This window comes from Bradyrhizobium sp. BR2003, from assembly GCF_009720285.1.
Classification (GTDB): domain Bacteria; phylum Pseudomonadota; class Alphaproteobacteria; order Rhizobiales; family Xanthobacteraceae; genus Bradyrhizobium; species Bradyrhizobium elkanii.
In genome coordinates this window covers 152371-177712 of sequence record NZ_SMYJ01000009.1, presented here as the reverse complement: position 1 = coordinate 177712, position 25342 = coordinate 152371, and the positions used below count along the sequence as shown (strand labels likewise).

The 25342-nt window shown below is 64.4% G+C and carries 27 protein-coding genes and 1 tRNA gene; 9 read left to right on the top strand and 19 right to left on the bottom strand.

The features are described 5' to 3' along the window. Positions 1 to 106: 106 nt before the first annotated feature. Positions 107 to 1306 (top strand): FAD-dependent oxidoreductase, encoded by a 1200-nt coding sequence (locus E2I15_RS05290; RefSeq protein ID WP_137477776.1) that lies wholly within the window; start codon positions 107 to 109, stop codon positions 1304 to 1306. Between the two features lie 179 nt (positions 1307 to 1485). On the opposite strand, the gene E2I15_RS05285 is transcribed toward E2I15_RS05290, so the two are convergent. The 3 genes from E2I15_RS05285 to E2I15_RS05275 form a co-directional block, all read right to left on the bottom strand. Next, the gene (locus E2I15_RS05285; RefSeq protein ID WP_137477775.1) at positions 1486 to 2661 is read right to left on the bottom strand and encodes a saccharopine dehydrogenase family protein; all 1176 of its coding nucleotides are present in this window, start codon (positions 2659 to 2661) and stop codon (positions 1486 to 1488) included. Between the two features lie 66 nt (positions 2662 to 2727). Continuing rightward, positions 2728 to 3510 (bottom strand): DUF169 domain-containing protein, encoded by a 783-nt coding sequence (locus E2I15_RS05280; protein WP_137477774.1) that lies wholly within the window; start codon positions 3508 to 3510, stop codon positions 2728 to 2730. Between the two features lie 86 nt (positions 3511 to 3596). After that, positions 3597 to 4391 carry a YdcF family protein gene (locus tag E2I15_RS05275; protein WP_137477773.1) on the bottom strand — a complete coding sequence of 265 codons (795 nt, stop codon included), beginning with the start codon at positions 4389 to 4391 and terminating at the stop codon, positions 3597 to 3599. 66 nt (positions 4392 to 4457) lie between these two features. Between E2I15_RS05275 and E2I15_RS05270 the strand changes: the two genes are divergently transcribed. The 4 genes from E2I15_RS05270 (at position 4458) to E2I15_RS05255 (ending at position 8299) form a co-directional block, all read left to right on the top strand. Further along, on the top strand, positions 4458 to 5399 hold the full coding sequence (locus E2I15_RS05270; protein WP_028340203.1) for an acetamidase/formamidase family protein: 942 nt from the start codon (positions 4458 to 4460) through the stop codon (positions 5397 to 5399). 87 nt (positions 5400 to 5486) lie between these two features. Further along, a complete protein-coding gene (locus tag E2I15_RS05265) occupies positions 5487 to 7313 on the top strand; it encodes an AMP-binding protein (RefSeq protein WP_137477772.1) in 1827 nt (608 codons plus the stop codon). Between the two features lie 174 nt (positions 7314 to 7487). After that, a complete protein-coding gene (locus tag E2I15_RS05260) occupies positions 7488 to 7688 on the top strand; it encodes a hypothetical protein (protein ID WP_016844973.1) in 201 nt (66 codons plus the stop codon). Between the two features lie 143 nt (positions 7689 to 7831). Further along, on the top strand, positions 7832 to 8299 hold the full coding sequence (locus E2I15_RS05255; protein WP_137477771.1) for a GcrA family cell cycle regulator: 468 nt from the start codon (positions 7832 to 7834) through the stop codon (positions 8297 to 8299). 42 nt (positions 8300 to 8341) lie between these two features. Here the strand turns inward: E2I15_RS05255 and E2I15_RS05250 are convergent, their stop codons facing one another. The 4 genes from E2I15_RS05250 to E2I15_RS05235 all read right to left on the bottom strand — a co-directional run bounded on the left by E2I15_RS05250 (position 8342) and on the right by E2I15_RS05235 (position 12004). After that, positions 8342 to 9310: an SDR family oxidoreductase gene (locus E2I15_RS05250; RefSeq protein WP_137477770.1), complete on the bottom strand. Its 969-nt coding sequence runs from the start codon at positions 9308 to 9310 to the stop codon at positions 8342 to 8344. 186 nt (positions 9311 to 9496) lie between these two features. Further along, a complete protein-coding gene (locus E2I15_RS05245; RefSeq protein ID WP_137477769.1) occupies positions 9497 to 9721 on the bottom strand; it encodes a hypothetical protein in 225 nt (74 codons plus the stop codon). Positions 9722 to 9852: 131 nt separating this feature from the next. After that, positions 9853 to 10032, bottom strand: coding sequence for a hypothetical protein (locus E2I15_RS05240; RefSeq protein ID WP_050999539.1), 180 nt, complete (start codon positions 10030 to 10032; stop codon positions 9853 to 9855). Between the two features lie 439 nt (positions 10033 to 10471). After that, positions 10472 to 12004, bottom strand: a complete 1533-nt coding sequence (locus E2I15_RS05235) for a porin (protein WP_137477768.1) — start codon at positions 12002 to 12004, stop codon at positions 10472 to 10474. A gap of 454 nt (positions 12005 to 12458) precedes the next feature. On the opposite strand from E2I15_RS05235, the gene E2I15_RS05230 reads away from it, so the two are divergent. Both E2I15_RS05230 and E2I15_RS05225 read left to right on the top strand, forming a co-directional pair. Then, positions 12459 to 12971 carry a MarR family winged helix-turn-helix transcriptional regulator gene (locus tag E2I15_RS05230; protein ID WP_170991440.1) on the top strand — a complete coding sequence of 171 codons (513 nt, stop codon included), beginning with the start codon at positions 12459 to 12461 and terminating at the stop codon, positions 12969 to 12971. A gap of 561 nt (positions 12972 to 13532) precedes the next feature. After that, positions 13533 to 13682, top strand: a complete 150-nt coding sequence (locus E2I15_RS05225; protein WP_155262222.1) for a hypothetical protein — start codon at positions 13533 to 13535, stop codon at positions 13680 to 13682. A gap of 105 nt (positions 13683 to 13787) precedes the next feature. Here the strand turns inward: E2I15_RS05225 and E2I15_RS05220 are convergent. The 7 genes from E2I15_RS05220 to E2I15_RS05190 all read right to left on the bottom strand — a co-directional run bounded on the left by E2I15_RS05220 (position 13788) and on the right by E2I15_RS05190 (position 18638). Next, positions 13788 to 13865 (bottom strand) — tRNA-Pro (locus E2I15_RS05220). A gap of 97 nt (positions 13866 to 13962) precedes the next feature. After that, entirely contained in the window at positions 13963 to 14556 is a 594-nt protein-coding gene (locus E2I15_RS05215; protein WP_137477765.1) for a MerR family transcriptional regulator, read from the bottom strand. A gap of 128 nt (positions 14557 to 14684) precedes the next feature. After that, the gene (locus E2I15_RS05210; RefSeq protein ID WP_035631661.1) at positions 14685 to 15020 is read right to left on the bottom strand and encodes an integration host factor subunit alpha; all 336 of its coding nucleotides are present in this window, start codon (positions 15018 to 15020) and stop codon (positions 14685 to 14687) included. Between the two features lie 130 nt (positions 15021 to 15150). Beyond that, the gene (locus tag E2I15_RS05205; RefSeq protein ID WP_137477764.1) at positions 15151 to 16128 is read right to left on the bottom strand and encodes a beta-ketoacyl-ACP synthase III; all 978 of its coding nucleotides are present in this window, start codon (positions 16126 to 16128) and stop codon (positions 15151 to 15153) included. Continuing rightward, on the bottom strand, positions 16125 to 17186 hold the full coding sequence (gene plsX, locus E2I15_RS05200; protein ID WP_137477763.1) for a phosphate acyltransferase PlsX: 1062 nt from the start codon (positions 17184 to 17186) through the stop codon (positions 16125 to 16127). Before plsX ends, E2I15_RS05205 begins: the two co-directional genes overlap by 4 nt. A gap of 310 nt (positions 17187 to 17496) precedes the next feature. Next, positions 17497 to 18090, bottom strand: coding sequence for a YceD family protein (locus E2I15_RS05195; protein ID WP_137477909.1), 594 nt, complete (start codon positions 18088 to 18090; stop codon positions 17497 to 17499). Beyond that, a complete protein-coding gene (locus E2I15_RS05190; RefSeq protein ID WP_137477762.1) occupies positions 18087 to 18638 on the bottom strand; it encodes a ubiquinol-cytochrome C chaperone family protein in 552 nt (183 codons plus the stop codon). Before E2I15_RS05190 ends, E2I15_RS05195 begins: the two co-directional genes overlap by 4 nt. A gap of 137 nt (positions 18639 to 18775) precedes the next feature. Here E2I15_RS05190 and E2I15_RS05185 point away from each other — a divergent pair, with 137 nt between their 5' ends. Then, entirely contained in the window at positions 18776 to 19252 is a 477-nt protein-coding gene (locus E2I15_RS05185; RefSeq protein WP_137477761.1) for an outer membrane protein assembly factor BamE, read from the top strand. Between the two features lie 136 nt (positions 19253 to 19388). After that, complete coding sequence (locus E2I15_RS05180) at positions 19389 to 20396, top strand: Bug family tripartite tricarboxylate transporter substrate binding protein (RefSeq protein ID WP_137477760.1); 1008 nt, start codon at positions 19389 to 19391, stop codon at positions 20394 to 20396. A gap of 42 nt (positions 20397 to 20438) precedes the next feature. Here the strand turns inward: E2I15_RS05180 and E2I15_RS38640 are convergent, their stop codons facing one another. The 5 genes from E2I15_RS38640 to ribH all read right to left on the bottom strand — a co-directional run bounded on the left by E2I15_RS38640 (position 20439) and on the right by ribH (position 25211). Further along, complete coding sequence (locus E2I15_RS38640; protein WP_016844991.1) at positions 20439 to 20594, bottom strand: hypothetical protein; 156 nt, start codon at positions 20592 to 20594, stop codon at positions 20439 to 20441. A gap of 84 nt (positions 20595 to 20678) precedes the next feature. Continuing rightward, entirely contained in the window at positions 20679 to 22799 is a 2121-nt protein-coding gene (locus E2I15_RS05175; protein ID WP_028333872.1) for a sodium-translocating pyrophosphatase, read from the bottom strand. Between the two features lie 285 nt (positions 22800 to 23084). Then, positions 23085 to 24086: a thiamine-phosphate kinase gene (gene thiL / locus E2I15_RS05170; RefSeq protein WP_137477759.1), complete on the bottom strand. Its 1002-nt coding sequence runs from the start codon at positions 24084 to 24086 to the stop codon at positions 23085 to 23087. Positions 24087 to 24222: 136 nt separating this feature from the next. Then, entirely contained in the window at positions 24223 to 24717 is a 495-nt protein-coding gene (gene nusB, locus E2I15_RS05165) for a transcription antitermination factor NusB (RefSeq protein ID WP_038385411.1), read from the bottom strand. Positions 24718 to 24719: 2 nt separating this feature from the next. Continuing rightward, on the bottom strand, positions 24720 to 25211 hold the full coding sequence (ribH, locus tag E2I15_RS05160) for a 6,7-dimethyl-8-ribityllumazine synthase (RefSeq protein WP_016844995.1): 492 nt from the start codon (positions 25209 to 25211) through the stop codon (positions 24720 to 24722). Between the last annotated feature and the right edge of the window lie 131 nt (positions 25212 to 25342).

Here is a 25342-nt window from a genome sequence, read left to right as displayed (position 1 = left end):
TCGCACTTGACAAAGCGGCTCCTGTATCTTACTCGCCTTATATCTTAGATACTAAGATAGTTAGCAACTGACCTTTCCTACCCCACACGGCTGCATGGAGCAAGGCATGACCTCTCGTCCCCGTAAAGCTCTGATCATCGGCGCCGGCATCGCAGGTCCAGTGACCGCGATGTTTCTGACCCGGGCCGGCATCGAGGCCGAGCTCTATGAAGCCTGGCCCTATTCCACCGGGATCGGCGGCGGGCTGCAGATCGCGCCGAACGGCATGCATGTGCTGGCGGAGCTCGGCCTCGCCGACGAACTGATCCGCAGCGGCTCGATCGCGGAGTCCTTCGACTTCTATTCGCAGGGCGGCAAGAAGCTCGGCTCGCTCAACCAGAACATGCAGCAGCGCTTCGGCCAGCCCGCGGTGAATATGTGCCGCGCGACGTTGAACGAGACGCTGATCGACAAAGCCTGGGCCTCCAACGTCTCGGTGTTCTTCGAGAAGAAGCTGGTGAAAATCGAGGACCGCGGCGACCAGCCCGTGATCGCCTATTTCAACGACGGCACCACCGCCGAGGGCGATTTCGTGATCGGCGCCGACGGCGTGCACTCGGCGGTGCGGCGCCACGTGATCCCGGATGGGCCGACGCCGTTCGACACCGGGCTGATCGGCTTCGGCGGATTCGTGCCCCGCGCGGTGATCGAGAAACTGCCGATCGGCCAACGGGTGGCGACCACGTTCGGGCAGAGCGGCTTCTTCGGCTATGGGATGTGCAGCCCCGATCCGGACACGGGCGCGATGTGGTGGAGCACTCAGCCGTCGCACGGCATGACCGCGGCGGCCTTCCGGCTGCAGAGCCAGGACGCGATCAGGCAGCATCTGCGCGATTTCCACGCCGGCTGGCACGCGCCGATCCCTGCGATCATCGAAGCCGCCGAGAAGATCGTGGTCACCGACACGCTCGACGTCGCGACGCTGCCGACCTGGTCGCGCAAGCGCACGCTGTTGATCGGCGATGCCGCGCACGCCACCAGCCCGCATGCCGGCCAGGGCGCATCGCTAGCGCTGGAGGACGCGCTGCGGCTCGGCATCCTGATGCGCGAGGGCCAGGAGCTCGGCATGACGTTCCAGGCCTTCGAGCACGAGCGGCGCCCGCGCGCCGAGAAGATCGTGGCGATCGCCCGCCGCAACGGCAACAGCAAGCGCGAGTTCAGCCCGACCGGCGCCTGGCTGCGCGATCACATGCTGAAGCTGCTGCTGCCGGTGTCGTCCAAAGGCATGGATTTCATGTACGCGTATGATCCGCGGGCGGCGGCGTAGCGCCTCTCCCTCTCCCCGTCCTTCACGGGGTCGAGACGAGCAAAGCTCGCTCTTAGAGGGTTGGGGTGAGGGGCTCTCTCCACGAGCAATGCGATCGGACGGACCTGTACCCCCTCACCCGGATCGCATCTGACGATGCGATCCGACCTCTCCCCGCAAGCGGGCCGAGGTAAGCGAAGCTACTTCTCGACCTCGAACGTCAGCCCGGCGTGATCGACCAGGCGCTTGATGAGCTTGTGCTGCATCGCGGCTCCCGGCGTCCAGAAGCCGGGCGCAACGTCGGGCGTATCGCGCAACAGGCAGATCGCGCATTCCGAGATCATCTTCGAGGTCGAGCCATAGCCGGGATCGCGATCACCCTTGACGCCGGCGCGGACCATGCGGCCGTCGGGCGCGACCGCGAGATAGAGCAGATCGTAGCGGCCGTTCTCGCGCTCTTCCTTTGACGGGCCCTCGCCCGGCTTCGGCGCGCTTGGGCCGGTCTTCTCGGCATTGAGCGCCATCACACGCTTGGCGTTGGCCTCGCCCTTCTCGCCCGGGCCGGTCAGGACCATCTCGTCGTAGACGAAGTCCTTTCCGTAGGGAAAGCCCATCAGCATGTTGGAGCGGTGGACGTTGCGCGTGTTGATCAGCGCCATCATGAATGGCGCGGTCCAGGAGTGCAGATCCTCCTCGTAGGCCGGCTTGCTGCCGCGCGGCTGCTTCGGCCCCTCGAAGCCCGGCGTCAGCGCGAACGGGTTGTTGAGGATCGCAACCAGGCTGAGGTCCTTGGCGACCGCATCGAACGTCGCCTTGGCGCTCGCGGCGGTGCCGCCGGACAGCGTGCCGCGCATGTCGCGCACGCGGCCCTTGACGCGCCGCGCCGGCGCGCCGAACGCGCGCCTCGCTTCCTCCTGGACAAAGAACGCGCCCAGTTCGAACGGCACCGAGTCGAAACCGCAGGAGAACACGATGCGCGCGCCGCTGGCCTTCGCGGCGGCTTCGTACTTGTCGATCATCTGCCGCATCCAGACCGGCTCGCCGCAGAGATCGAAATAGTCGGTGCCGCTTTCCACGCAGGCCGCGATCAGCTCGTTGCCATAGAGCTGATACGGTCCGACCGTCGAGATGACTGATTTGGTTTGCACCAGCATCGCCTTCAACGAGGCGGCATCGCCGGCATCGGCAACGATCAGCGGCGTGTCCGCGGGCGCGCCGATCGCGTCGCGTACCGAGGCGAGCTTGTCCTTGCTGCGCCCGGCCATCGCCCATTTCAGGCTGCCGTCGCGATAATGCGCCGCGAGATATTCGGCGACGAGCTGGCCGGTGAATCCGGTCGCACCATAGACGACGATGTCGAGTTTCGACGTGGACATGGATCAGGCTCCCTGCGCAGCGAATTGGGCGCCCTTTTCTCATCGCGGGCGCGGCAACGCAATGCGCTATTTCTTGTACGATACGCCCATGCCGGCGCGCACGTCGGCCTGGATGCCGTAGGGCGCGATCGGGTAGCGCAAACCGTTCTTGGCAAGCTGCTTCATGCCGGCGATCGCCTTCACCAGATAGGCCGGCGGCAGCGCCATCAGCATCTCCTCGTCGGGCACGCCGCCATAGCGGCGTTCGGCGAAGCATGGCAGCGACAGGCTCGGCTCGCCGGTCTTCAGCGCCCGCCCCCACGAATCCGCGCAAGCGGTTTCGCCGACCACGCCCCACTCGAACTTCTTGTAGCCGGTATACTGAAGCCCGTTGATCAGGATGATCATCTGTCCGGGCGTCGCATAGACGAGGCAGATGTCGGGCGGATTGAGGCGGCCGCTGGTCAGCGGGCTCACCGCCATCGCCTGGTACTGGCCGTAAGGCACCACGTCGAGCGCCTCCTGGCGCTTTCGCGCGTCTTCGGCGGTGCCGTGCCAGACGCCGACATAGTTCTCGCCGGCAAACCACTTCTCATCCTGTGGCGCGAGCCCGATCACGGCGCGGCATTGCGCGCCGACCAGATCGTCGCCGGTGATGCCGACGGTCCAGCCGAGCCGCGAGGCCATGCTGACGATCTGGTCCGTGGTGTGGACCGCCGACGGGCGGCGGATCTTCGGGATCGCCTCCATCTCCTCGACGCGCGCGAACATCTTGATGCCGATGACCGTCGTCTTCAGCCGCAGCAGATTGTTCAGATCGGTGACGATTGCGCCGAGGTCGAACTGTTCCGGCGGTGTCTGCTGTTGCATGGCGTGAACTCCCGTGATCGGCGGCTTGGCGCCGCCTGTTGCGTCGATGTTAGAATTGGCCGTTGGAGGCGACAAGTGCCTGCGCCTCAGCGCGTGGCCGGCCCCGGCAGCAAATCATCGGTTCTGCCGGCCAGATGATAGGCCAGAAGCCCGATCCACTCCCGTGTGCCGAGATCGGCGCGCGACAGGCCCTCGATCGCAAGCGTCGCGAAGCTGAAGACATTGCCGACTCGCCAGTCGACCGGATAGGCCTCGACGTTGAATCCCGCCTTGCGGAACAGCCCGACCGAGCGCGGCATATGGTAGGCCGAGGTGACGAGCAGCCAGCGCTCGCCCGGCTTGGGATCGACCAATGCCCTGGAGAATTCGGCGTTCTCCACCGTGTTGCGGGAGCGGCGCTCGATGATCAATCGCGACCTGGCAATGCCGAGACTCTCGAGCATCTCGGCGGCATAGTCGGCTTCGCGCGCATCGTTCGAGATCAGGTTCGCGCTGCCGCCGGTGAATACGAGGCGCGCGTTCGGATATCTGCGCGCGAGCGCCGCCGCCGCGATGACGCGATCGGCTGCGCTGCGCACCACCGGTGTGCCATGCGCAACCGACAGATCGGCATCGATCGAGCCGCCGAGCACGATGATGCCGTCCGGCGCGCCGCGCGAGGCGTCCCATGGCGGGAAGCGCTGCTCCAATGTGGAGATCAGGACATTGCCGAGCGGCGAGAAGCCGCAGATCGCAAGCAGCAGCAGCGCGGCAACCATCAACCTGCGGCCGAGGCGCGCAAACCGTGTGAGCAGCAGGACGGCGCCGATCACGCCGATACCGATCAGGAAGTTGATCGGCAGCAGCATGATGCCGAGCGTCTTGGAGAGCACAAAAAACAAGAGAAGCCCCTGCGAAGTTCTGCTACAGCGTCATACGCTGCTGGGAAACTAATCAAAAGCCGTCACATGACCCATCATCATCTGAAGTCGAGCCCCGAAACCTGCCATTGGGGCTTCTTTGAAGCCAAGCTGAAACCGGTCCTGACCGTCGCGAGCGGCGACGAGATCACGATCGAGACCGTCAGCGGCGGCCCGGACGTGGTGCCCGACCGCGGCAAATTCTTCGTTCCGCCGGAGCTCGACGACATCCATGCGAAGTGCGAGCGGATGGTACCCGGACACATTCTGACCGGCCCGATCGCGGTTGCCGGCGCCGAACCCGGCGACGTGCTCGAGGTCGATATTCTCGACGTTCAGCTGCGACAGGACTGGGGTTACAATCTGATCAAGCCATTGTCCGGCACCCTGCCCGACGATTTCCACGAGACACGCGTCCTCAACATCCCGCTCGATCGCGGGCGCATGGTCGGTCGCATGCCCTGGGGGCTCGATCTGCCGCTCAAGCCGTTCTTCGGCGTGATGGGCGTGTCGCCGCCGCCGGCCTGGGGCCGCATCTCCTCGCTGATCCCGCGCGCGATGGGCGGCAATCTCGACAACAAGGAACTCGGCGCCGGCGCCAAGCTCTATCTGCCGGTGTTCGTTCCGGGCGCGCTGTTCTCCTGCGGCGACGGCCATGGCGTGCAGGGCGACGGCGAGGTCTGCGTCACCGCGATCGAGACCGCGCTGACCGGCCGCTTCCGCCTCACACTGCGCAAGGATATCAAGCTCGCCTATCCGCGCGCAGAGACCGCGGACCATTACATGACCATGGCGATGGATCCCGATCTCGACCAGTGCGTGGTGCGGGCGCTGCGCGACATGATCGTGCTGCTCGGCGAGAAGCGCAATCTGTCCCGCGAGGACGCCTACACGCTGTGCAGTCTGGCCGCCGACCTGCGCGTGACACAGACGGTCAACGGCTCCAAGGGCATCCACTGCATGATCGCCAAATCCGTGGTGCACGGCTGACACGCGGTCGATAAGCCGCACTTGTGTTCCGCGAGCACGGCTCGATACAATCCCCGTCCCAACGAACAAGAATGGACGGGGACGGATATGCTGAAGGACAGGCTTTCGCCGGCCGACGAGGCTGCGCGCGACAGGGAGATGCAGGAGACGCTCGCCGCCTGCCCGCGCATCCTCGACCTCATTGCCCGCGGCCCGCAGGGCGCGCCGGACGCCGAAGCCGCGATCTATCTGCGCTCGCCGCTCGATCCCGACCCGGTCGTGATCTCGAACGATCAGCTGATGGGCTGCATCAAGGCCGCTGAAACCTATTTCCGTAAGCAGGGCATCGGCAAGGACGATGCGGTGGCTGTCCTGCTCCCGGCGTGCCCCGCGACCGTCGTCGCGATCTTCGGCGCTGCCGCCTGCGGTGTCGCCGAGCCGCTCAACCTGCTGTTCACGCGCGAAGCAATCGTCGCCCAGCTGAACGCGATCAACGCAAAGCTGTTGCTGGCGCCGCCGCCGGGCATGCCGGGCGGGCTCTATGAGAGGGTCGAGGGCCTGCAGCGCGAGGTGCCGTCCCTGAAGCGCATCGTGATCGTGCCGCTCGACGGCAGCATCGCCCTCGACGGCGAGGTGCTGCGGCCTGATCCCGCCTGGCGCGACGACTACGGCAAGTCCAAGGATATGAGCGAGGCCGACCGCGTCGCCGTGATGCTGCCGACCGGCGGCACCACCGGCCATCCCAAGGTGGCGCGGCTCACCAATCGCGCGATGGTCGCCTCCACCGTATCCTCGCGGATGGCGCTCGATTTCCATCGCGGCGAGCGCGCGATGATCACGATGCCGCTGTTCCATGTCGGCGGCCTGTTCTGCACCACGGCCAATTCCCTGGCGGCCGGCACGACGATGGTGATCCCCGGCCCGGCCGGCGCGCGCGATCCGGCGCTGGTCCGGCACTTCTGGCAGATCATCGAGAAGTACCAGATCAACATCGCCGGCAACGTGCCGACGATACTCGGCGCCCTCGCCGATATCCCGGTCGCGGACAGCGACATCTCGACCCTGCGTGTCACCGCCACCGGCGCCTCGATCTGCCCGCCGGAGATCGAGCGGCGTTATCTTGCGACCTGGGGCGGCCCCTGCATCCAGCAGCTCTACGGCATGACCGAGCTCGCCGGTGCTATCACTCACGATGTGCACGGCGTGAAGCCGCGCGCCGAGAGCGTCGGCACCCGCAATCCGCTTGTCGAGCTCGCGATCCTCGACGGCGGCAAGCTCCACACCGGGCCGTGGCCCTCGCCGGTCGGCGAACTGCTGACCAGGGGCCCGCAGGTGTTCGCTGGCTATGTCGACAAGAAGCAGACCGAGGAGGCGTTTCGCGACGGCTGGCTGCGCACCGGCGACATCTGCCGGATCGATGCCGACGGCTTCGTCTACATCATGGGCCGCGCCAAGGACGTCATCATCCGCGGCGGCCACAACATCGATCCGCGCGCGATCGAGGACGCCGCGCTGGCGTTTCCGGGCGTGGCGCTTGCCGCGGCGGTAGGACGTCCCGACACCTACGCCGGTGAAGTGCCGATGCTGTTCGTCTCGGCGCAGCCCGGCTCCCATATCGATCCGAATGCGCTCGCCGCCTTCGTGCAGGACAACATCCTGGAGCCGCCGGCGCGCCCGCGCGTGGTGTCGGTGATTGCGGAGATGCCGGTCACGCCTGTCGGCAAGATCTTCAAGCCGAAGCTGCGCGAGATTGCCGCCGGCGAGGCCGCGCGCGAGCTGTTGGCCCTGGAAGGGTTGTCCGGCGAGGTCAGTGTCGAGGCGGTCACCGATCCGTCCCGCGGGCTGTACCTGAGTGTGAACGCCCCTCCGGACAAGGCCGAGACCGCTGAGCGGCTTCTCAGGAAGTTCCCGGTCAAGGTCGAGTTACGGTCCTAACACCCTCATTATTCAAGACAATCTGACTACAATACCGCGCCGGAACTGGCCTCCGGCGCGGCTGTAGGCGGCCGCCCGCAATTTGCGGTTCACAGCTTGACGGACCATCATATTCCTAAATAGACTCTAAATAGATACTTTTCAGTACAGGCGTTCAGGGTTAAGCGTTTCACCATGGCTACGGAAAAGGCCGAAACCGACCGCGTCCCGGTCACGCTGGCGCTCTCGACCATCGGATACCTCGAGAAGCTGGTAAGACAGGGCACCCACGGCACGAGCGTCCCGGGCGTCGCACGGACATTGATCGAGGAAGGCATTCGGCTCGCCATCAAGGACGGGTTGCTTGCAATCCGCGACAACGGCCGCACGCCCTAGAGCATGATCCGGAAAAGTGGAGACCGGTTCTCAGAAGAGATCATGCTCAAAACGGGATGAGATCGCGGCGCGATTGTCATCGCGTGGTGAGCTCAGGGGCGTGTGCCGGCGCGGCGGTTCAACACAGAACGTGGAACCGTCAGATGACTGCCATCGAACCAACCTGGACGCCGGAGCGCGTCGACCAACTCAAGATCTACTTTGAAGCCGGCCTCTCCTGCCGCGACATCGCCGTCAATATCGGCGTCAGCCGCAATGCGGTGATCGGCAAGCTGTCGCGGCTGAACCTCACGCGCACGACGCCGGACGAACGCCGGGCCCGGCGCAAGAAATCCGCAGCGCACGCCGCGCAGCGGGCGACCGCCAAGCAACAGCTCGGGTTGCTTCAGGCGGTCTACGAGCAGCCCTGCGACGATGCACCGATCGTCAGCGCCAACAATTGCTCGCTGTTCGAGCTGAGCGAGCAGCGCTGCCGCTGGCCGATCAGCACCCCGGGCGCCGATGATTTCTGCTTTTGCGGCAATACGCCGCTCGGCGGCATGCCCTATTGCTCGGGGCATTATCGCCTCGCTTATCAGGCGGGCTCGCGCCAGCGCGCGATGCGCGGGTAGCGGTCGAGTGAAGCCGTCCCGCACGCGATGCGGGACGGTCGCTCAGCCGACCTTCCAGCCGGTCGCCGTCACGATGTTCTGGTAGAACTCCGGCGTGTAGGCCTGCTCCGGCGTCTTGCGCACGCGCTCGTCGAGCAAATGCGCATCGTCGCCGACCAGAATGCGCCAGCGCTCGGCCTTGACGCCGTCGAGGATGATCTTGGCGGCGGCCGCGGCCGAGGTCGGCGCCTCGTCATGGAAGATGCGGGCACGATCGAGCGCGAGCTGCTGGATGTGGGCGTCCGACATCTTGGCGACGTCGATCCCCTGCCCTTGCAGACGCTGGCGCGCTTGCGTCAGCTCGTCGGCGGTGAGGTGATCGGAGCTGGTGCCGAGTTGCACCTTGCGCGAGTTCGACACGATCGAGGTGCCGATGTGACCGGGCATCACGACCGAGCACTTCACATGCGGCGCGTTGAGACGGAGATCGTTGATCATCGCCTCGGTGAATCCCTTCACGGCGAACTTCGCCGCGCTGTAGGCGGTGTGCGACACGCCCATGCCGACCGAGGCCCAAAAACCGTTGACGCTCGAGGTGTTGACGATGTGCGCCTCGTCGGCCTTCACCAACAGCGGCAGGAAGGTGCGGACGCCGAGATAGACGCCGCCCCAGCAGATGTTGAAGGTGCGCTCCCACTGCTCGCGCGTGTTGGAGAACAGGCTGCCGCCGCCACCGATGCCGGCGTTGTTGAACAGCAGGTGGATCTTGTCGGTCGCCTGCTGCTCGATCAGCTCATCGCGGAAGCGCTTGTAGTGATCCTCGATCGAGACGTCGGCAACGTGTGTCGTGATGCGCAGGCCCTGCGGCAGCTTCTCGACCTCGCAGAGCCGCTTGGTCTCGGCCATCGCCTCGGCCGAGACGTCGCACATCGCGACATTGCAGCCCTCGGCAACGAGCTGCCGTGCCAACTCGCGCCCCATGCCCGTGCCGCCACCGGTGATGACGGCAATCTTTCCGGCAAAATCCTTCATGTGAGATCCGTTCCTTCCCTTATTTTTCCTTGCCCTGGTTCTTCTTTGTTTCGGCCGGGCGCGGATCGCAGTCCTGACCGCTTGGCTGCGGCACCTTACATCACCGAATTGTCGCCCAGCAACGGCGCCTCCTCACGCGCAGGTGAGCCGCTTGCAGCAAATTGAAGCGGCGGCGGCGTAACGAGATCATTCCGTGTTGCGAACAATCCGACATCGACAACAGGAGACGGTGATCGTGCACATCCTGAACAGATTGGTCGCGACAACGCTCATGGCGATCGCGGCCGGAATTTCCACCGCGGCCGCCGCAGCCGAGGCAACTCCGGCGAAGCAGCGCGACAGCTGCTGCGCAGATGGACCACGTTGATCGCAATCGGCGCAGCGCGCAGCGTGGCACAGCGCGCTCGTCATGGGCGAAGCCCTGACAATGTTGGGATCACATCGCCCGAATTCGAATGCTTGTTCGCGAAGCGCGTGAGACTCCCGCGATGATCGCGCGCATCTTGGCCGCAGGCCAAGCCGCGTCATAACGCGGCCGCGCGCTATTCGGCGGTCTCGATGCGCACGGATGCGCGCCGCCGCAGGACGCCGGCACCCGCGCTCAGGGCCAGCTTGAGCAGGCCGCGCCACGAGAAATCGATGATCACCTCATGGTGCCGCAATCCCTTGCCGCCCTTCACCAGCCCGAGATCCCGGATCAGGCAATAGTGGCCGCTGCTCATGCGCGCCAGGCGGCTGTTCTTGAAGCGTCCCATGAATGGCGAGAATGCACTGCGGATCGATTCCGTCAAATCTTGACGACGTCGAATCGGCAAGACGACGGCAACCCGATCGCCAGCCGCAGCTTGCGCGGACCGCGCGCGCCACCATCGTCGACGCTGGCTGGACCCTTGAATCAAAAACCTCCGGCAGGGCATTGCCGGAGGTTTGGGAGGCTTAGCAGCTAGCTAAGAGCCATCATGCGATGTGTTGGCCGTGGCGTATATAGTTTAGTAGATCAGGTAAGTAAATAAGTTTGCGGCTAATGAATCGCATGGCTCGTCTTCGTGGTTCGCGTGGACCGAAATGACGCAGCTCAGCTCTTCTCGGAATCTTCCGCAAACAAAAACCCCGGCAGTTGCCTGCCGGGGTTCTGTTGGATCGTGATCAGATCAACCGGAATTACCAGTTGCGCTGAGCGCGGAAGAGCATCTGGACAGTGTCCTGATCCTTCAGCTCGTAGGTCGCGGTCGGCTTGCCGATAGCAGTCGACGACGTGGTGATGATGCCGGCATACTTCTGATCGAGGTGCGAGTAGGTCACGTCGGCCGAGAAGGTCAGGTTCTTGACCGGGGTCCAACGGGTGATCACGCCGATCTGCGCGATGTTGTAGTCGGGGTTGCAGGCGGTCACGCCAGCGCCGCCAGCGAATGCGGCACGGAAGGTACCACCGACGCCACCAACGCCGCAGATGAGCGACTTAGCCGTGTCGTTGTACGAAACAGCGGCGAACGCACCGTACAAGCTGGTGTTCCAGTAGGGATCCCAGTTGTGGGTGTACGCACCGCGCATACCCCAGGTCTTGATGGACTGCTGCTGACCGCCGGGGCCGAACACCGTGTCGGGTGCCGTTCCGAAGCCAACGCTGCCATAGACGCCCGGCAGGCTCGAACCGCCGAAGATGGCGATCGAGCCGGCCTGGCTGGCCAGTTCCTGGATGTTGTAACGGGTCGCGCCGTCGGTGTAGACGCCCTGGATGTTGATGGTGTCGCCGGGTCCGGTCGGGATGTTCTTGATCGACAGAGCCAGTGCACCAGCCCAACCCCACTTGTCGTCGGGATGACCGGTCACCTCGGTGCCGCCGTAGTAGGCAGCGTGGTTGTCATGCGCGGCGACCGACGCCTGGAAGATACCCCAAGCCTGGTCGACCTTCAGCGCAGCGACGAAATCCGGCGCGATCGTGCCGGCGTAGTCGCTGGAGCCGTAAGCACCACCGACGCCGAGGTTGTTCACGCCAGCCTGCATGTAGGCAACCTGGTCCTGCGCCGACAGAGCGAGCGACACGCCGTTGCCGAACTGCGCGGTGTAGGTGAACTGGTTGATGCCGTTGGTGGTGTTCACGCCACCGACGAGCGCGTCGTAGTTGTTGCCCGGATAACCGTTCCAGGGGGCAGCGAACTGCGAAACCGCCTTACCCATCGTGAAGCCGGCGAACTGGATGAAGGCATAGTAGACGCCGACGGCACCGGCTGCCACGTTGCCCGAACTAGCGTTGTTCGGCGCCGCGCTCGAGCCAATGGCCGAGTACACGGTCGAGCCGTTGCCCTGACCGGCGTAGGTGTCGGAGGTCCAGGTGAACACCGCATCGAAATAGGTGCGGACCACGCCGTATTCGGTCGCGGTGCGCGTATCGATGTTGAAGTCTTCACGCGAACGCCAAGTGTAGCCGTTCGTGAAACGGTTGTTGGCACCGCTGGCGCCGTTGTAGTTCGCGCCGTACACGCTGTTGCCGTTCACCACGACGTCAGCGCGCACATAGCCGCCCAGCTTGATGCAGGTGTCGGTGCCGGGGATGTAGTAGAAGCCCGGACCGTAAAGCGAGCAGACCTTCACGTACTCGACCGCTTTGGCCTTGACGGGAAGATCGGCCGCCTGTGCCCCGCCGACCGCGACCAGCGCAGCCGTCGAGCCCAGGATAAGGCTCTTCAAATTCATATTAAACCTCCAAGTTGCTCATATGCGGAGAGTCCGAGGCCGCGAGCGCCCCGTGATCCTCCCGCATTGTCCAAGACCGTTTTCCCCAAACCCCGCACCCTCAGATCAATCTGTGGTGTGCGACGGACTTGAACGATCACCGCAACGGGACGATCGAGATTCCCCTACCGCCGGGGTTCAATATGCATTGGCGTGTTCGCCAATCAAAATAGTTTATAAAGTCAGGAATGCGAATGCGGCCACACTGTGTCTCGCCGGCAACGCTGCCTGTAAGTCCTTTGCTTACCTGGGAAAACTTGTCACACCCCAAATAGTCCAACCGTCACACGACCATCATAATTACTTTACGTTCACTTGCGTTCGTTGGCGGCTTACGGGAAAAAACGTATGCCGCGCAGAAAACAAGAAATAAATCAGCACAAAGCTGAGTCGGCGCCTGAGGGAAGAGGAAGCTGTGTCAGTGACAAGGAAGGATACGACGCGCCAGCGCGCCATCGAACATCTCGACATCATCAAGCGCTTCACGCTCGAGATTTCGGCCATCAACTCCCATCTGGAGCGCGTCCGTCAGTTCTGGGGCAAGTCGCTTGGCGTCAGCGGTCCGCAATGGATGATTCTCATCGCGGTCTCGGATCTCGACAAGGATGACGGCGTGCCGATCAACGTGGTGTCGAAGCTGCTGCACGTCGATCCGTCGTTCGTGACCACGCAGTCCAAGCTGCTCGAGCAGAAGGAGCTGCTGCGGCGCGCGCCCTCCCCGGCCGATGCGCGCGTGGTCCGCCTGTCGCTGACCGACAAGACCAAAAGGCATCTCGCGGGCCTCGCCGAACAGCACAAGGCGTTCAAGAAAACCGTCTTCGAGGAGTTCAGCGAGCCTGAGCTGGCCGAGTTCACGGCCAAGCTTTCGATGCTCACCAACCGCCTGGAAAAGGCCTGCCTGATTGTTGCAATGGAGGCCGAGGCCTGAGGCGACGGCTCTTCAGCGGACGGGACGACTGGCAACCGGCACGGTCGCGCCGCTCACCTTGCGAAGCTCACGATGCGGAAACTTATCGGTGTCCGCGCCCCGGCGACTGGAACGCCAGGAAGGCCAGAACGCTCAGCAGCGCAGCCCAGACCAGGAAGTGTTCAGCAATCACTTTGGCCCCCCATTTGCCCCTCAATGGAATGCATGAAACGGGCCAAGCCGCGGTCGATCCGTGAACGGCTATGGAAAAGGAGCCCCGGCGCTGACGGCCGGGACCCCGAGAAACCAACCTTGCGGTGTAACTATCTGGACCTGGTCGAGCTGCCTCCGGTCATCCCGGTGCCCGCCCCCGTTGTCTGACCAGGCGCATAGCCAGAGGCCGCTGGGCTCCCGGCTTTCGATCCTCGTGCCTGCATCTCGTGCCCGGGTGCATAGCCCGAAGCGCCGGGACTGCCCTTCTTGGAGCCCTTCTTTTGCATCTCGTGTCCAGGTGATTTGCTCGAAACACCCTGTGCAAAAGCAACAGGGGTGGAAGCCATCAGGCATGCCGCGGAAAGGACGATGATTGCGCGGTTCATTTTGTCCTCCAAAATGCGCCCCGCAACCAACCGCCTGAAATCAGTGACGTTCCATGAACGCTTGTTCATCGACACCACAGCTGCCGATGCGATCGGCTTGGTGCTGCCTCTTCAACGAGCGTTTGCTCAATAATGACGGCAGCGTGTTGGCTGACGAACAGCATCGGCAGCCAATCGTAAGCCGGCGGCGAGCGATCCGCGTCCGCTTCAAACCTTCACCGAACAAATTTTGAGAAAATGGTCGGAGCGAGAGGATTTGAACCTCCGACCCCTAGTCTCCCAGACTAGTGCGCTAACCGGGCTGCGCCACGCTCCGATGCCGTTCCATTAGCTGCGATCCTGCGTTCGCGCAAGGCGGGGCGGCTCTCAAAGACTGTATTCCGAGGCCGGTTCCCTTAGCAGGCGTCCTTGCCTCAGCCGTCCTTCATCGCCGCGTCGATCATCTGCCGGCAGGCGACCAGCTCCTGCAGCACGCGTTCGAGCCGCTCCCGATCCGCTGACGGAACGGAGGGGCGAACCGGCGGCGCGGCGGGCGCCTTGCCCGGCTGGGCGTGCGCCTTGTAGGTCGACAGGATCGGATCCTCGTCGGGATCGACGAATCGGTAGTCGATTCCCTTCTCGTCGCCGTCGCCCTCCTCGCCGTCGAAATCGAGCCCGTCGCTGTTCTCGAGGTCGTCGGCCTCGGCCATGCTGTTGCCGACGGCCTCCTCGACCGCGCCGAACGAGACCGCCGCGGTCTGGTCGGCGATGCCCTGCACCGACTTGATGCCGTGCTCCTTCAGGATCCGCTGCACGCCGCGGATGGTGTAGCCCTCGCCATACAGCAGCCGGCGGATGCCCTTGAGCAGGTCGACGTCGTCGGGGCGGTAATAGCGGCGTCCGCCGCTGCGCTTCATCGGCTTGATCTGCGCGAAGCGCGTTTCCCAGAATCTCAGCACATGCTGGGGAATATCGAGTTCATCAGCGACCTCGCTGATGGTACGGAACGCATCCGGCGCCTTGTCCAAATGCCCGCTCCTTTGAGCTCAATGCCCAGAGCCCCTTGCGTTCCGATCGAATCGGAACGGGGCTCCGGATTCTAGTTTTGCCGCGCTTTCTTCACGCGAACCGGGTATCCACTTCGCTTGAAAACGCTCTAATCGGCCTTGCTGCCGTCGCCATTGGTGACGACATGGCCATTGATCCGCTGCTTCAGGATCGCCGACGGCTTGAACACCATCACCCGCCGCGGCGAGATCGGCACCTCGGTGCCGGTCTTGGGATTACGCCCGATACGCTGGCCCTTCTTGCGTACCATGAAGGAGCCGAATGAGGACAGCTTCACCGTCTCGCCCTTTTCCAGGCAATCGGTGATCTCCTTCAGCACCAACTCGACAAATGCCGACGATTCCGTGCGCGACAGACCCACCTTTTGGTAGACCGCCTCACACAAATCGACGCGCGTAACTGTTTTTCCGGTTCCCGTGGTCATCGCCTGCCCCGCACTCTCGGCGAACAATTTCTTGACTGAAATTAAAAGCTTAGCGCGCAATGGTCAACAGCGACAAGCATCCGTGTGCAGGAAAGATACCAGCAACCTGTCGATACTCTTTGGCGATGCGCTACCAGCGCACGAGCGCCGAGCCCCAGGTGAACCCGCCGCCCATCGCCTCGAACAGCACCAGATCACCCTTCTTGACGCGCCCGTCCTTGACGGCGACCGACAGCGCGAGCGGGATCGAGGCCGCCGACGTGTTGCCGTGCTTGTCGACCGTCAGGACCACCTTCTGCGGCGCAATATGAAGCTTGTGCGCCGACGCATCGATGATTCGCTTGTTGGCCTGGTGCGGGATGAACCAGGTGATGTCCTCGGCGGTAAAGCCGGTGGCGTTGAAGGCGTCGACGATCACGTCGGTGATCATGCCGACGGCGTGCTTGAACACCTCGCGGCCCTCCATCCGGAGATACCCGACCGTCTTGGTCGAGCCGGGCCCGCCATCGACGAACAGCTTCGCCTTGTGGCGGCCGTCGGAGCGCAGATGCGTCGTCAACACGCCGCGGTCGCCGGTGGTGCCGGACTGCTGCTGCGCCTCCAGCACCACCGCGCCGGCGCCGTCGCCGAACAGCACGCAGGTGCCGCGGTCGTTCCAGTCGAGGATGCGCGAGAAGGTTTCGGCACCGATGACCAGCGCCCGCTTGTGGGTGCCGGCGCGCAGGAAATTATCGGCGGTGGCCAGCGCGAAGACGAAGCCGGAACAGACCGCCTGCAGGTCGAAGGCGACGCCATGGTTGATGCCGAGCCCGTGCTGGACGGCGACCGCGGTGGCGGGAAAGGTGTTGTCGGGCGTCGAGGTCGCGAGCACGATCAGGTCGATCGACTGCGCATCGACTTGCGCATGGGCGAGCGCGGCCTGCGCCGCCCTGATCGCCAGATGCGAGGTGAATTCGTCGTCCGCCGCGATGTGGCGCTCGCTGATGCCGGTGCGCTGCACGATCCAGTCATCCGACGTGTCGATCCGGCTGGCCAGTTCGGCGTTGGTCAAAACCCGCTCCGGCAAATATGAGCCGCAGCCGAGCACTACCGAACGTATAGCAGTCACGAGACAGCCTCCTGCGCGGTCTGCGCCTGCACCAGGGCGCTGCCGTCGCGATTGAGCATCTGATTGATCTTGGTGAGGAGATCGAAGTGGGCCATCTCATAGCCAACATCCACCGCATAGGCAAAGCCTTCCGCGTTGGTGCCGCCATGGCTCTTGACCACCACGCCCTTCAGGCCGAGCAGCAGGCCGCCATTCGACTTGTTGGGATCGAGCTTGTCGCGCAGCTTCTGGAACGCGCCGCGGGCCAGCAAATAGCCGATCCGCGCCAGCCAGCTCGATGACATGGCCTCGCGCAGCAGCGTGAACATCTGGCGCGCGGTTCCCTCAGCGGCCTTCAGCGCGATGTTGCCGCTGAAACCTTCCGACACGATGACGTCGGCGAGGCCCTTGCCGATCGCGTCGCCCTCGACGAAGCCGATATAGTTGAACTGGGTCGAGTTCATCGCGCGCAGCATTTCGGCCGCCTCGCGGATTTCCCCGTGCCCCTTGATCTCCTCGGACCCGATATTGAGCAGGCCGACGGTCGGCCGTTCGAGGTTGAACAGCACGCTCGCCATGGCGCTGCCCATCACCGCCAGCGTCGCCAGATGGCGGGCGTCGCCGCCGATCGTGGCGCCGAGGTCGAGCACGACAGAGTCACCGCGCAGCGTCGGCCACACCGCCGCAAGCGCCGGGCGGTCGACACCGGGCAGCGTCCGCAGATTGAGGCTGCCCATTGCCATCAGCGCACCGCTGTTGCCGGCGGAGACCGCAACGTCGGCCTCGCCATGCTTCACGGCGTCGATGGCGAGCCACATCGAGGACGCCCTGCGGGTCCGCCGCAGCGCCTGGCTCGGCTTCTCATCGTTCTTCACGGCGACGTCGGTATGGATCACTTTCGATACCGCCTTCAGCGCCGGATGCTTGGCGAGCTCCGGCTCGATCTGGGCCCGGTCCCCGACCAGCAGGAATTCGCTGTCGGGATGACGGCTTAACGAGATTGCGGCGCCGGGAATGACGACGGAAGCGCCGACGTCGCCCCCCATGGCGTCAAGCGCTATTCGAACCTTTTGAGGCATGAACGTCCCGGAAGCCTGCTTTCCCGCAGCCTTCAGACGAAGACCGCGAGCTTGAAGTCACCGCCGTCAACGGCGCGCGGCGAAACACCAACTCGCGTCCCGGCCGGGCCGCGACAATAGCGTGTCCTCGATCCGACACAACCTCTTGACCGCAAATGCGGCAGCTGTCGAACCGTCACGCAACACATCGGAACATACCAGAAATACATTGTATTTCAATGTATTGTGACAGATATTTGAAGTAACTGGGAACGCCGCTCGCGCAAGCTTGCAGGCAAGCCATCCCCCGCAAATGTGGCGCCGGCTGCCCTCAACTCCCCTTGGGCTTCTTGCCGTCCGGCTTTTCCTTCAGCGCCTTCAGGGCCGCGAAAGGATGATTTTCCGGGTCAGGCGCTTCAGCCTTCTGTTCAAAGACCGCATCCACCTTGCGCGGATACGGGTCTATGCCGAGAAACAGCGCATCGGTGGCGAGCCGGCCGATGTCGATGAAGCCGCCGACGATCGGCTCCGGCGGGTCCGGCGTTTCCTCATCGCTGTCGTCGGCGTCGTCGACCAGGTCGGCCATTTGCGGGATCTGCTCGGGCGGCGCGAACACCACATCGATCGGCTCATCGATCTCATTCTCGATCGGATCGAGCGTCACCACGCAGGTCTGCCCGACCCTGGCCTGAACTCTGCCGGTGACGTGGTAGCTGCCGTCGCGCTTGGGCTGCAGGTCGAACTCCGCATGCGCGGAGACGACTTCCCGCAACTCGGCAACTTCGGCCATCGCCGTGCGCGCCGCTTCGTCGGCCGCGATCTCGCGATGCAGGCCGGTCTCCGGGATCTGCGCGACATTGACGAGGACCCGCCAGGGGTCGCGATCGCGCCGTGCATCGGGCTGCCCTGTGGTGCCCCCGCTCATGCCGCCGTCCCCACGGCCCGTGGTGCCGGAAAGCGCCACGCGCCCTTGGCCAACGCCGCGAGATCGGCGCGCGCCAGCTCTTCGATCGCCTCCGTGGCGTAGGCGGCGAGTTCGCGGGCCTTGTCGATGTTCTGACCGTTGAGGATGTTCTTGCAGAACGACTCGGCCAAAGCCGCCTCGCTGTCGGTCAGCGCCAGATCATACGCTGCGGTGCGGCCGTAGAAGGCTTCACCGAACGCCTGCATGCGCTTCGGGACGGTGAGGTCGCCGACGCCCATTTCGCGCAGATTGTCGTCCATATCGATGCAGAAATGATCGAACAGGGCTTGGGACAGCCCCACGCCACCCTCGACGGATTTCAGTCGCCGCAGCACCAGCCACAGGTGCATCAGAAGCAGGTCAAAACGGCCGTTAACCGTGTCCGGAACGCCCAAGTCACGGTAAAACAACGGTTCTCGCGCCTGCGTCACGATCATGCCATAGATGGTCTCAATGGTGCTGCGCGCGGGCACCCGGGGTCTTCTGAAGTGATTGAACGGCCAAAGCATGACGGGTTCCGGCTGCCGGTCCCCAAAAGGACACCTGTTGAGGGTTCGCCCGTTGGAGCTCGGCATGATTGCAATCCATTGAGCTGCCCGGTACGTCAATGCCTCGGCCGATGCAAGGGGACGGATCAGTTCCGCCGATGAACCACACTCTTTTAAGACAGTCTCGCGCCGCTTCCGCGCGCGGGTTCTTTTCGCGTCTCCGCGCCGTCGCGGCGATTGGCCTCGTCTGCGCCGCGCTCGGCGGCTGCGCCGGTGAACAATTCCAGAAGGGCTACATCCTGCCCGAAGGGGCGCTCGAGCAAATCCCGATCGGCGCGAGCCAGGACCAGGTGCTGATCGTGCTCGGCACGCCTTCGACGGTCGCAACGCTGGACGGCGAGGTGTTTTATTACATCTCGCAACGGACCTCCCGCCCGGTCGCCTTCATGAATCAGCGGGTGATCGACCAGCGCGTGATCGCGGTCTATTTCGACAAGAACCGGCAGGTGCGCCGGCTCGCCAATTACGGCCTGAAGGACGGCAAGATCTTCGACTTCGTCAGCCGGTCCACACCGACGTCGGGCCAGGAAATGTCCTACCTGACACCGCTCTTCAAGCTGCTGAGCTTCAATTAGAGCGAAGTGGACTCCGGTTCGCGTGGGAAAACGCGTCAAACTGGAGTCCGGCCGCTGCGCCAAGTTGTCGCTTGCCCCAGGGGCAAGCGGTCCCCTAGTTTGCTCGCAAACAAGAGCCTGAGCAGGGGGTAAACGCATGAGAGCCAAGAGATTTTCCCGTCGTACGGTATTGTCGGGCACGGCCGCATTGACGGCCGCGTCGATCCTGCCGCGCGCGAGCCTCGGCGCCGGCGACTGGCGGCCAGCCGAGACCGTCCGCATCATCGTGCCGGCGGCGGCCGGCGGCTCGACCGACGTGATGGGACGGTTGCTGGCCGCGCATTTGCAGCCGCTCTGGGGCCAGTCGGTGGTGGTGGAGAATCGCTCCGGCGCCGGCGGCACCATCGGCACATCCGAGGTCGCACGCGCCAAGGGCGACGGCCACACCATCCTGATCGGCAATCCCGGCCCCAACGCGATCGCCTACAGCATCTTCCGCAACCTGACTTACAAGGCCGACCAGTTGCAGCCGGTCTCCAACATGATCCGGATTCCGAACATCGTATCGGCGCATCCATCGACCGGCCTCAAGTCGATCCCGGAATTGATCGCCTTCCTGAAGAAGAACCCCGACAAGCTCACCTACGGCTCGTCCGGCACCGGGCAGAGCCCTCACCTCACCGGCGCCTGGTTCCTGCAACTCACCGGGCTGAAGATGACGCACGTGCCGTTCCGCGGCGCCGGTCCCGCACTGCAGGCCGGGCTCGCCGGCGACATCCAGATCCTGTTCGACAATCTCTATCCGTCGCTGCCGCAGGTGCAGGACGGCAAGCTCAACGGCCTCTGTGTCACCACGCCGGAGCGCAGCGATTCCGCGCCGAACCTGCCGACGATGCGCGAGGGCGCGCCGGAACTGGCAAAGTTCGACGTCTCGTCCTGGTTCGGCGTGTTCCTGCCGAAGACCGCGCCTGCCCCGGTGCTCGACGAGCTGAACCGTCAGGTCAAGGCGATGCTGGAACGCGACGACGTCAAGAAGAACATCGCCGGCATGGGCGCGCGCGCCGACTACGGCACGCCCCAGCAATTCTCCGATTTCGTCAATGCCGAGACGAAGAAGTTCGCGGCGATCATCGAGAAGGAAGGCTTGCAGATGGAGGTCAAGTAGCGGCCGCCGTCACAAGCATTCCTGAGCATATTGCGCCTCATGCTACGACGACTTGTTGATCTTCTTGACCTTGGCGTCGGTTGCTTCAATCGACATCGCCAATTCCAGGATCGCCTTCGACAGCAGCTCGATGGCCTCCTTCTGATCCTGTGATTTGGAAGCGCGGAGCGCGTAGTTCCGTGCGGATGAGAGCGACATCGATTGATCTCCGTGTTGTTCGCGTCTTCAAAATAAAACCCCGCGGCTTTCACCGCGGGGCTTCGCTTCAGTTGTGTCCGCCGCTCAGTGCGCCAGGATCGCCAGTAGCAGCAGCGCCACGATGTTGGTGATCTTGATCATCGGGTTCACCGCCGGGCCCGCCGTGTCCTTGTAGGGATCGCCGACGGTATCGCCGGTTACCGCGGACTTGTGGGCGTCAGAGCCCTTGCCGCCGTAGTGGCCGTCCTCGATGTACTTCTTGGCGTTGTCCCATGCGCCGCCGCCCGAGGTCATCGAGATCGCGACGAACAGGCCGGTGACGATGACGCCGAGCAGCATGGCGCCGACCGCGGAGAATGCCGCCGACTTGCCCGCAGCGCCACCGCCCGCGATGGCGTAGATCAGGAAGTAGACCACGATCGGCGACAGCACCGGCAGCAGCGACGGGATGATCATCTCCTTGATCGCCGCCCGGGTCAGCAGGTCGACCGCTTTGCCGTAGTCCGGCTTGTCGGTGCCCTGCATGATGCCGGGCTTCTCGCGGAACTGACGGCGCACCTCCTCGACGATCGCACCGGCGGCGCGACCGACCGCGGTCATGCCCATCGCACCGAACAGATACGGCAAAAGGCCACCGAACAGCAGGCCGACCACGACGTAAGGATTGTTCAGGGAGAAGTCCGGGTTGACGCCCTTGAAGTAGGCATGGGCGTTGGCGTCGCTGATGAAGAATTTGAGGTCCTGGTTATAGGCCGCAAACAGCACCAGCGCACCGAGACCGGCGGAGCCGATCGCGTAGCCCTTGGTCACCGCCTTGGTGGTGTTGCCGACCGCGTCGAGCGCGTCGGTCGACTTGCGCACTTCCTTGGGCAGCCCCGCCATCTCGGCGATGCCGCCGGCGTTGTCGGTGACCGGGCCGAAGGCGTCGAGCGCGACGATCATGCCGGCCAGCGCCAGCATGGTGGCGGTCGCGATCGCGATGCCGAACAGGCCGGCCAGGCTGTAGGTGACCAGGATGCCGGCGATGATCACGATCGCGGGCAGCGCGGTCGCTTCCATCGAGACCGCGAGACCCTGGATCACGTTGGTGCCGTGACCGGTGACCGAGGCCGAGGCGATCGACTTCACCGGGCGGTAGTCGGTGCCGGTGTAGTATTCGGTGATCCAGATGATCAGGCCGGTGACGACGAGACCGACCACGCCGCACCAGAACAGCGCCATGCCGGTATAGTCGACGCCGTCGAGCTTGCCGAAGCCGACCAGCCAATTGATCACGAGCGCGACGCCGACCAGCGACAGGATGCCGGTGGCGATCAGGCCCTTGTAGAGGGCGCCCATGATGGACTGGCTCGCACCGAGCTTGACGAAGAAGGTGCCGATGATCGAGGTGATGATGCAGATGCCGCCGATCGCGAGCGGCAGCGTCATCATGTTCACCAGGATCGGCGTCTTGGCGAAGAAGATCGCCGCGAGCACCATGGTGGCGACCGCGGTCACCGCATAGGTCTCGAACAGGTCCGCCGCCATGCCGGCGCAGTCGCCGACATTGTCGCCGACGTTGTCGGCGATGGTGGCCGGGTTACGCGGATCGTCCTCGGGGATGCCGGCCTCGACCTTGCCGACGAGGTCGCCGCCGACGTCCGCACCCTTGGTGAAGATGCCGCCGCCAAGACGGGCGAAGATCGAGATCAGCGAGGCGCCGAAGCCGAGCGCCACCATGGCGTCGACCACGGTGCGGCTGCCCGCTTCCAGACCCATGAACTTGACCAGCACCATGAAGTAGATGGTGACGCCGAGCAGCGCGAGACCGGCAACCAGCATGCCGGTGATCGCGCCCGCCTTGAAGGCGAGCTCGAGGCCGCCGGCGAGCGAGGTGGTTGCCGCCTGCGCGGTGCGGACGTTGGCGCGCACCGAGACGTTCATGCCGATGAAGCCGGCAGCCCCCGACAGGATGGCGCCGATCGCAAAGCCGATCGCCACCGGCAGGCCCAGGAAGTAGGCCAGCACCACGAAGATCACGATACCGACCATGCCGATCGTGGTGTACTGCCGCCGCAGATAGGCCTGTGCGCCCTCGCGCACCGCGGCCGCGATTTCCTGCATGCGCGGATTACCCGCATCCGCGTTCAAGACCGACTGCGTCGCCCAGATCGCGTAGACGATGGAAAGCGCCCCGCAGAGCACAATCAACCATAAAGCTGTCATGTTGCCTCAGATCCTTGATGTAACCCCCGCGCCTTCTTGTGCCGCTAGGGGGCGGCAGGCGCTTATTTTGCGAGGACAATCCTCCCCAAAAACGGATTGCCTCAAATCGGGCGCGACCTTGCCAAAATCGTTACCGGTGTGCAACGCCACCTGTGGCCGAAAACGCCGATATCGGCAGCTATTTAGAAGGAAAATCGGCGCGATCAGGCGCGGGAAGTCCAGCGCTGCTTCCGTTCCGACGCGTTTTCTTAACGCGAACCGGTGCCCGCTTCGCTCGAAACCGCTCTAGAAATGGCTGTAGGACAGCCGCTTCAACTTCAGTTCCCGACCCTGCCCGTCAAGGAAGCTTGGTGGCGACAAGCCCGCGATCAGGCCGCCGATTGCGGTTACCGCGACCTTGGCCTGCCGTGCGTCCCGCAGAAACGCGTCGACATGATCGCTCGGGACCGCGCACAACAGCTCGTAATCATCACCGCCCGTCACCAAGGTCTCGATGTCGATCGCCTTGCGCGCGAGCAACCCTGCGGCTGCAGACGACAACGGCACACTCGGCACATTGATCACGGCCGCCACTCCACTGGCTGCACAAAGCTTGGCCAGATCGCCGGCAAGACCGTCGGACACATCCATCGCAGCGCTGGCGTGGGCGCGGACGGCCCTGGCCAAGGCGTTACGCGGCTGCGGAACACGGTAACGGGCGGCAAGAAAATCCAGCCCGACGACATCGTCCGCCAGCGCCGCGGCGACCGGGCCACCCCGGAGCACATCGAGACCGAGCGCGGCGTCTCCGATCGTGCCGGTGACGAACACACGGTCGCCCGCCTGAGCCCCCGCGCGATGCACCATCGTGCCCTGCGGCACCCGGCCGAACGCGGTGATCGAGATCATCAGCGGCCCCGGCGTCGAGACCGTGTCGCCGCCGAGCAGCGGGCAGCCGAAATGCGCGGCGTCCTCGCCGAGCGCCCGGGCAAACGAGTTCAGCCAGGCCTCCTCGGCGCCGCGCAGCGCCAGCGTCAGCACGAAGCCCGCCGGCACCGCGCCCTTGGCGGCGATGTCGGAGAGGTTCACCCGCAGCGCCTTGCGCGCGAGCGTGTCGGGCGGATCATCGGGAAGGAAGTGCACGCCCTCGACGATGGCGTCCGTGGTGACCACGATGTCCTCGCCGCCTGCCCTCAGCGCGGCGGCGTCATCGTCGAGCCCGAACGCACCCGGATCGGTCGCGAGCGGCTTGAAATAGCGCGCGATCAGGGAGTCTTCGCCGGATATCGGTTTGTCGCTCTGCGTCACGATAGCAGCCCCGTCATCCTGAGGTGCGAGCGGAGCGAGCCTCGAAGGATGCACGGCCCCAGCCGGGCCGTCGCCCTTCGAGACGGCCGCTGCGCGGCCTCCTCAGGGTGACGGTCAAGCGATCATATGTCTCCACTCAGCTCCGCACAAACTCGTCGCCGCGGAACTGGCGCGCGATCTGGTCGAGCACGGCGTTGACCATGCCGGTTTCGTCCTTTTCGACGAAGGCGTGCGCGACGTCGACATATTCGGAGACCACCACCCGGCCCGGCACATCCTTGCGATGCTCGAGCTCGTAGGAGCCTGCCCGCAGCACCGCGCGCAGGATGGCGTCGATCCGCTTCAGCGGCCAGCCCTTCGACAGCGCCTCGTCGATCAGCGGATCGAGCTTGGCCTGGTCGCGCACCACGCCGGAGACCACGTCGCGGAAAAACGCGGCTTCCGCCGGCAGGTATTTCTCGCCCTCGACCTCGTTGCCGAGCCAGTGGCTCTCGAACTCGGCGAAGATGTCGTTGATGCCGGCGCCGCCGATGTCCATCTGATAGAGCGCCTGCACCGCCGCGAGCCGTGCCGCGCCGCGTCGGTTGGCTTTTCTGTCGGGGGCTTTCGCGGGCTTCTTGTTGTCAGCCATGGTCAAGCCTTTGCCAGGCGGCGTTTGATCCGCAGCATCGCCAGCGCCGCACGCGCCGCGTCGCCGCCCTTGTTGAGTTCGCTGGCGCGCGCCCGCGCCCAGGCCTGCGCCTCGGTGTTGACGGTGAGGATGCCGTTGCCGAGCGGGAATTTCCGGCTGACGGCCAAATCCATCAATCCGCGCGAGGACTCCTGCGAGACGATTTCGAAATGGATGGTGTCGCCGCGCACCACGCAGCCGAGCGCGATCGCCGCGTCATAGGGCTTGCCGTTCGTTTCAGCCGCATCGATCGCGATCGCGATCGCCGCCGGAATCTCCAGCGCGCCCGGCACCGTGATCACGTCATGGCTGGCGCCTGCGGCCTTGATCTCGGCAAGCGCGCCTTCCAGCAGCGCATCCTGGATGTCGTCATAAAACCGCGCCTCGACGATCAGCACGCGTGCGCCGGTAATGTCGGTCTGGTCCTTCAGGGGTGCGCGCCGCGCGTCAGCCATTGCAATACCAATCGGAACTTGGGGAGGAGTTGAGCTGCGTTTTAGGCGCAGCAGGGGCTAAAGCCAAGGGCAATACTGGCCCGGATGTCACCGCGATCAGCCCGATTTTTCAGGCCGGGTTCGCCTGCAAT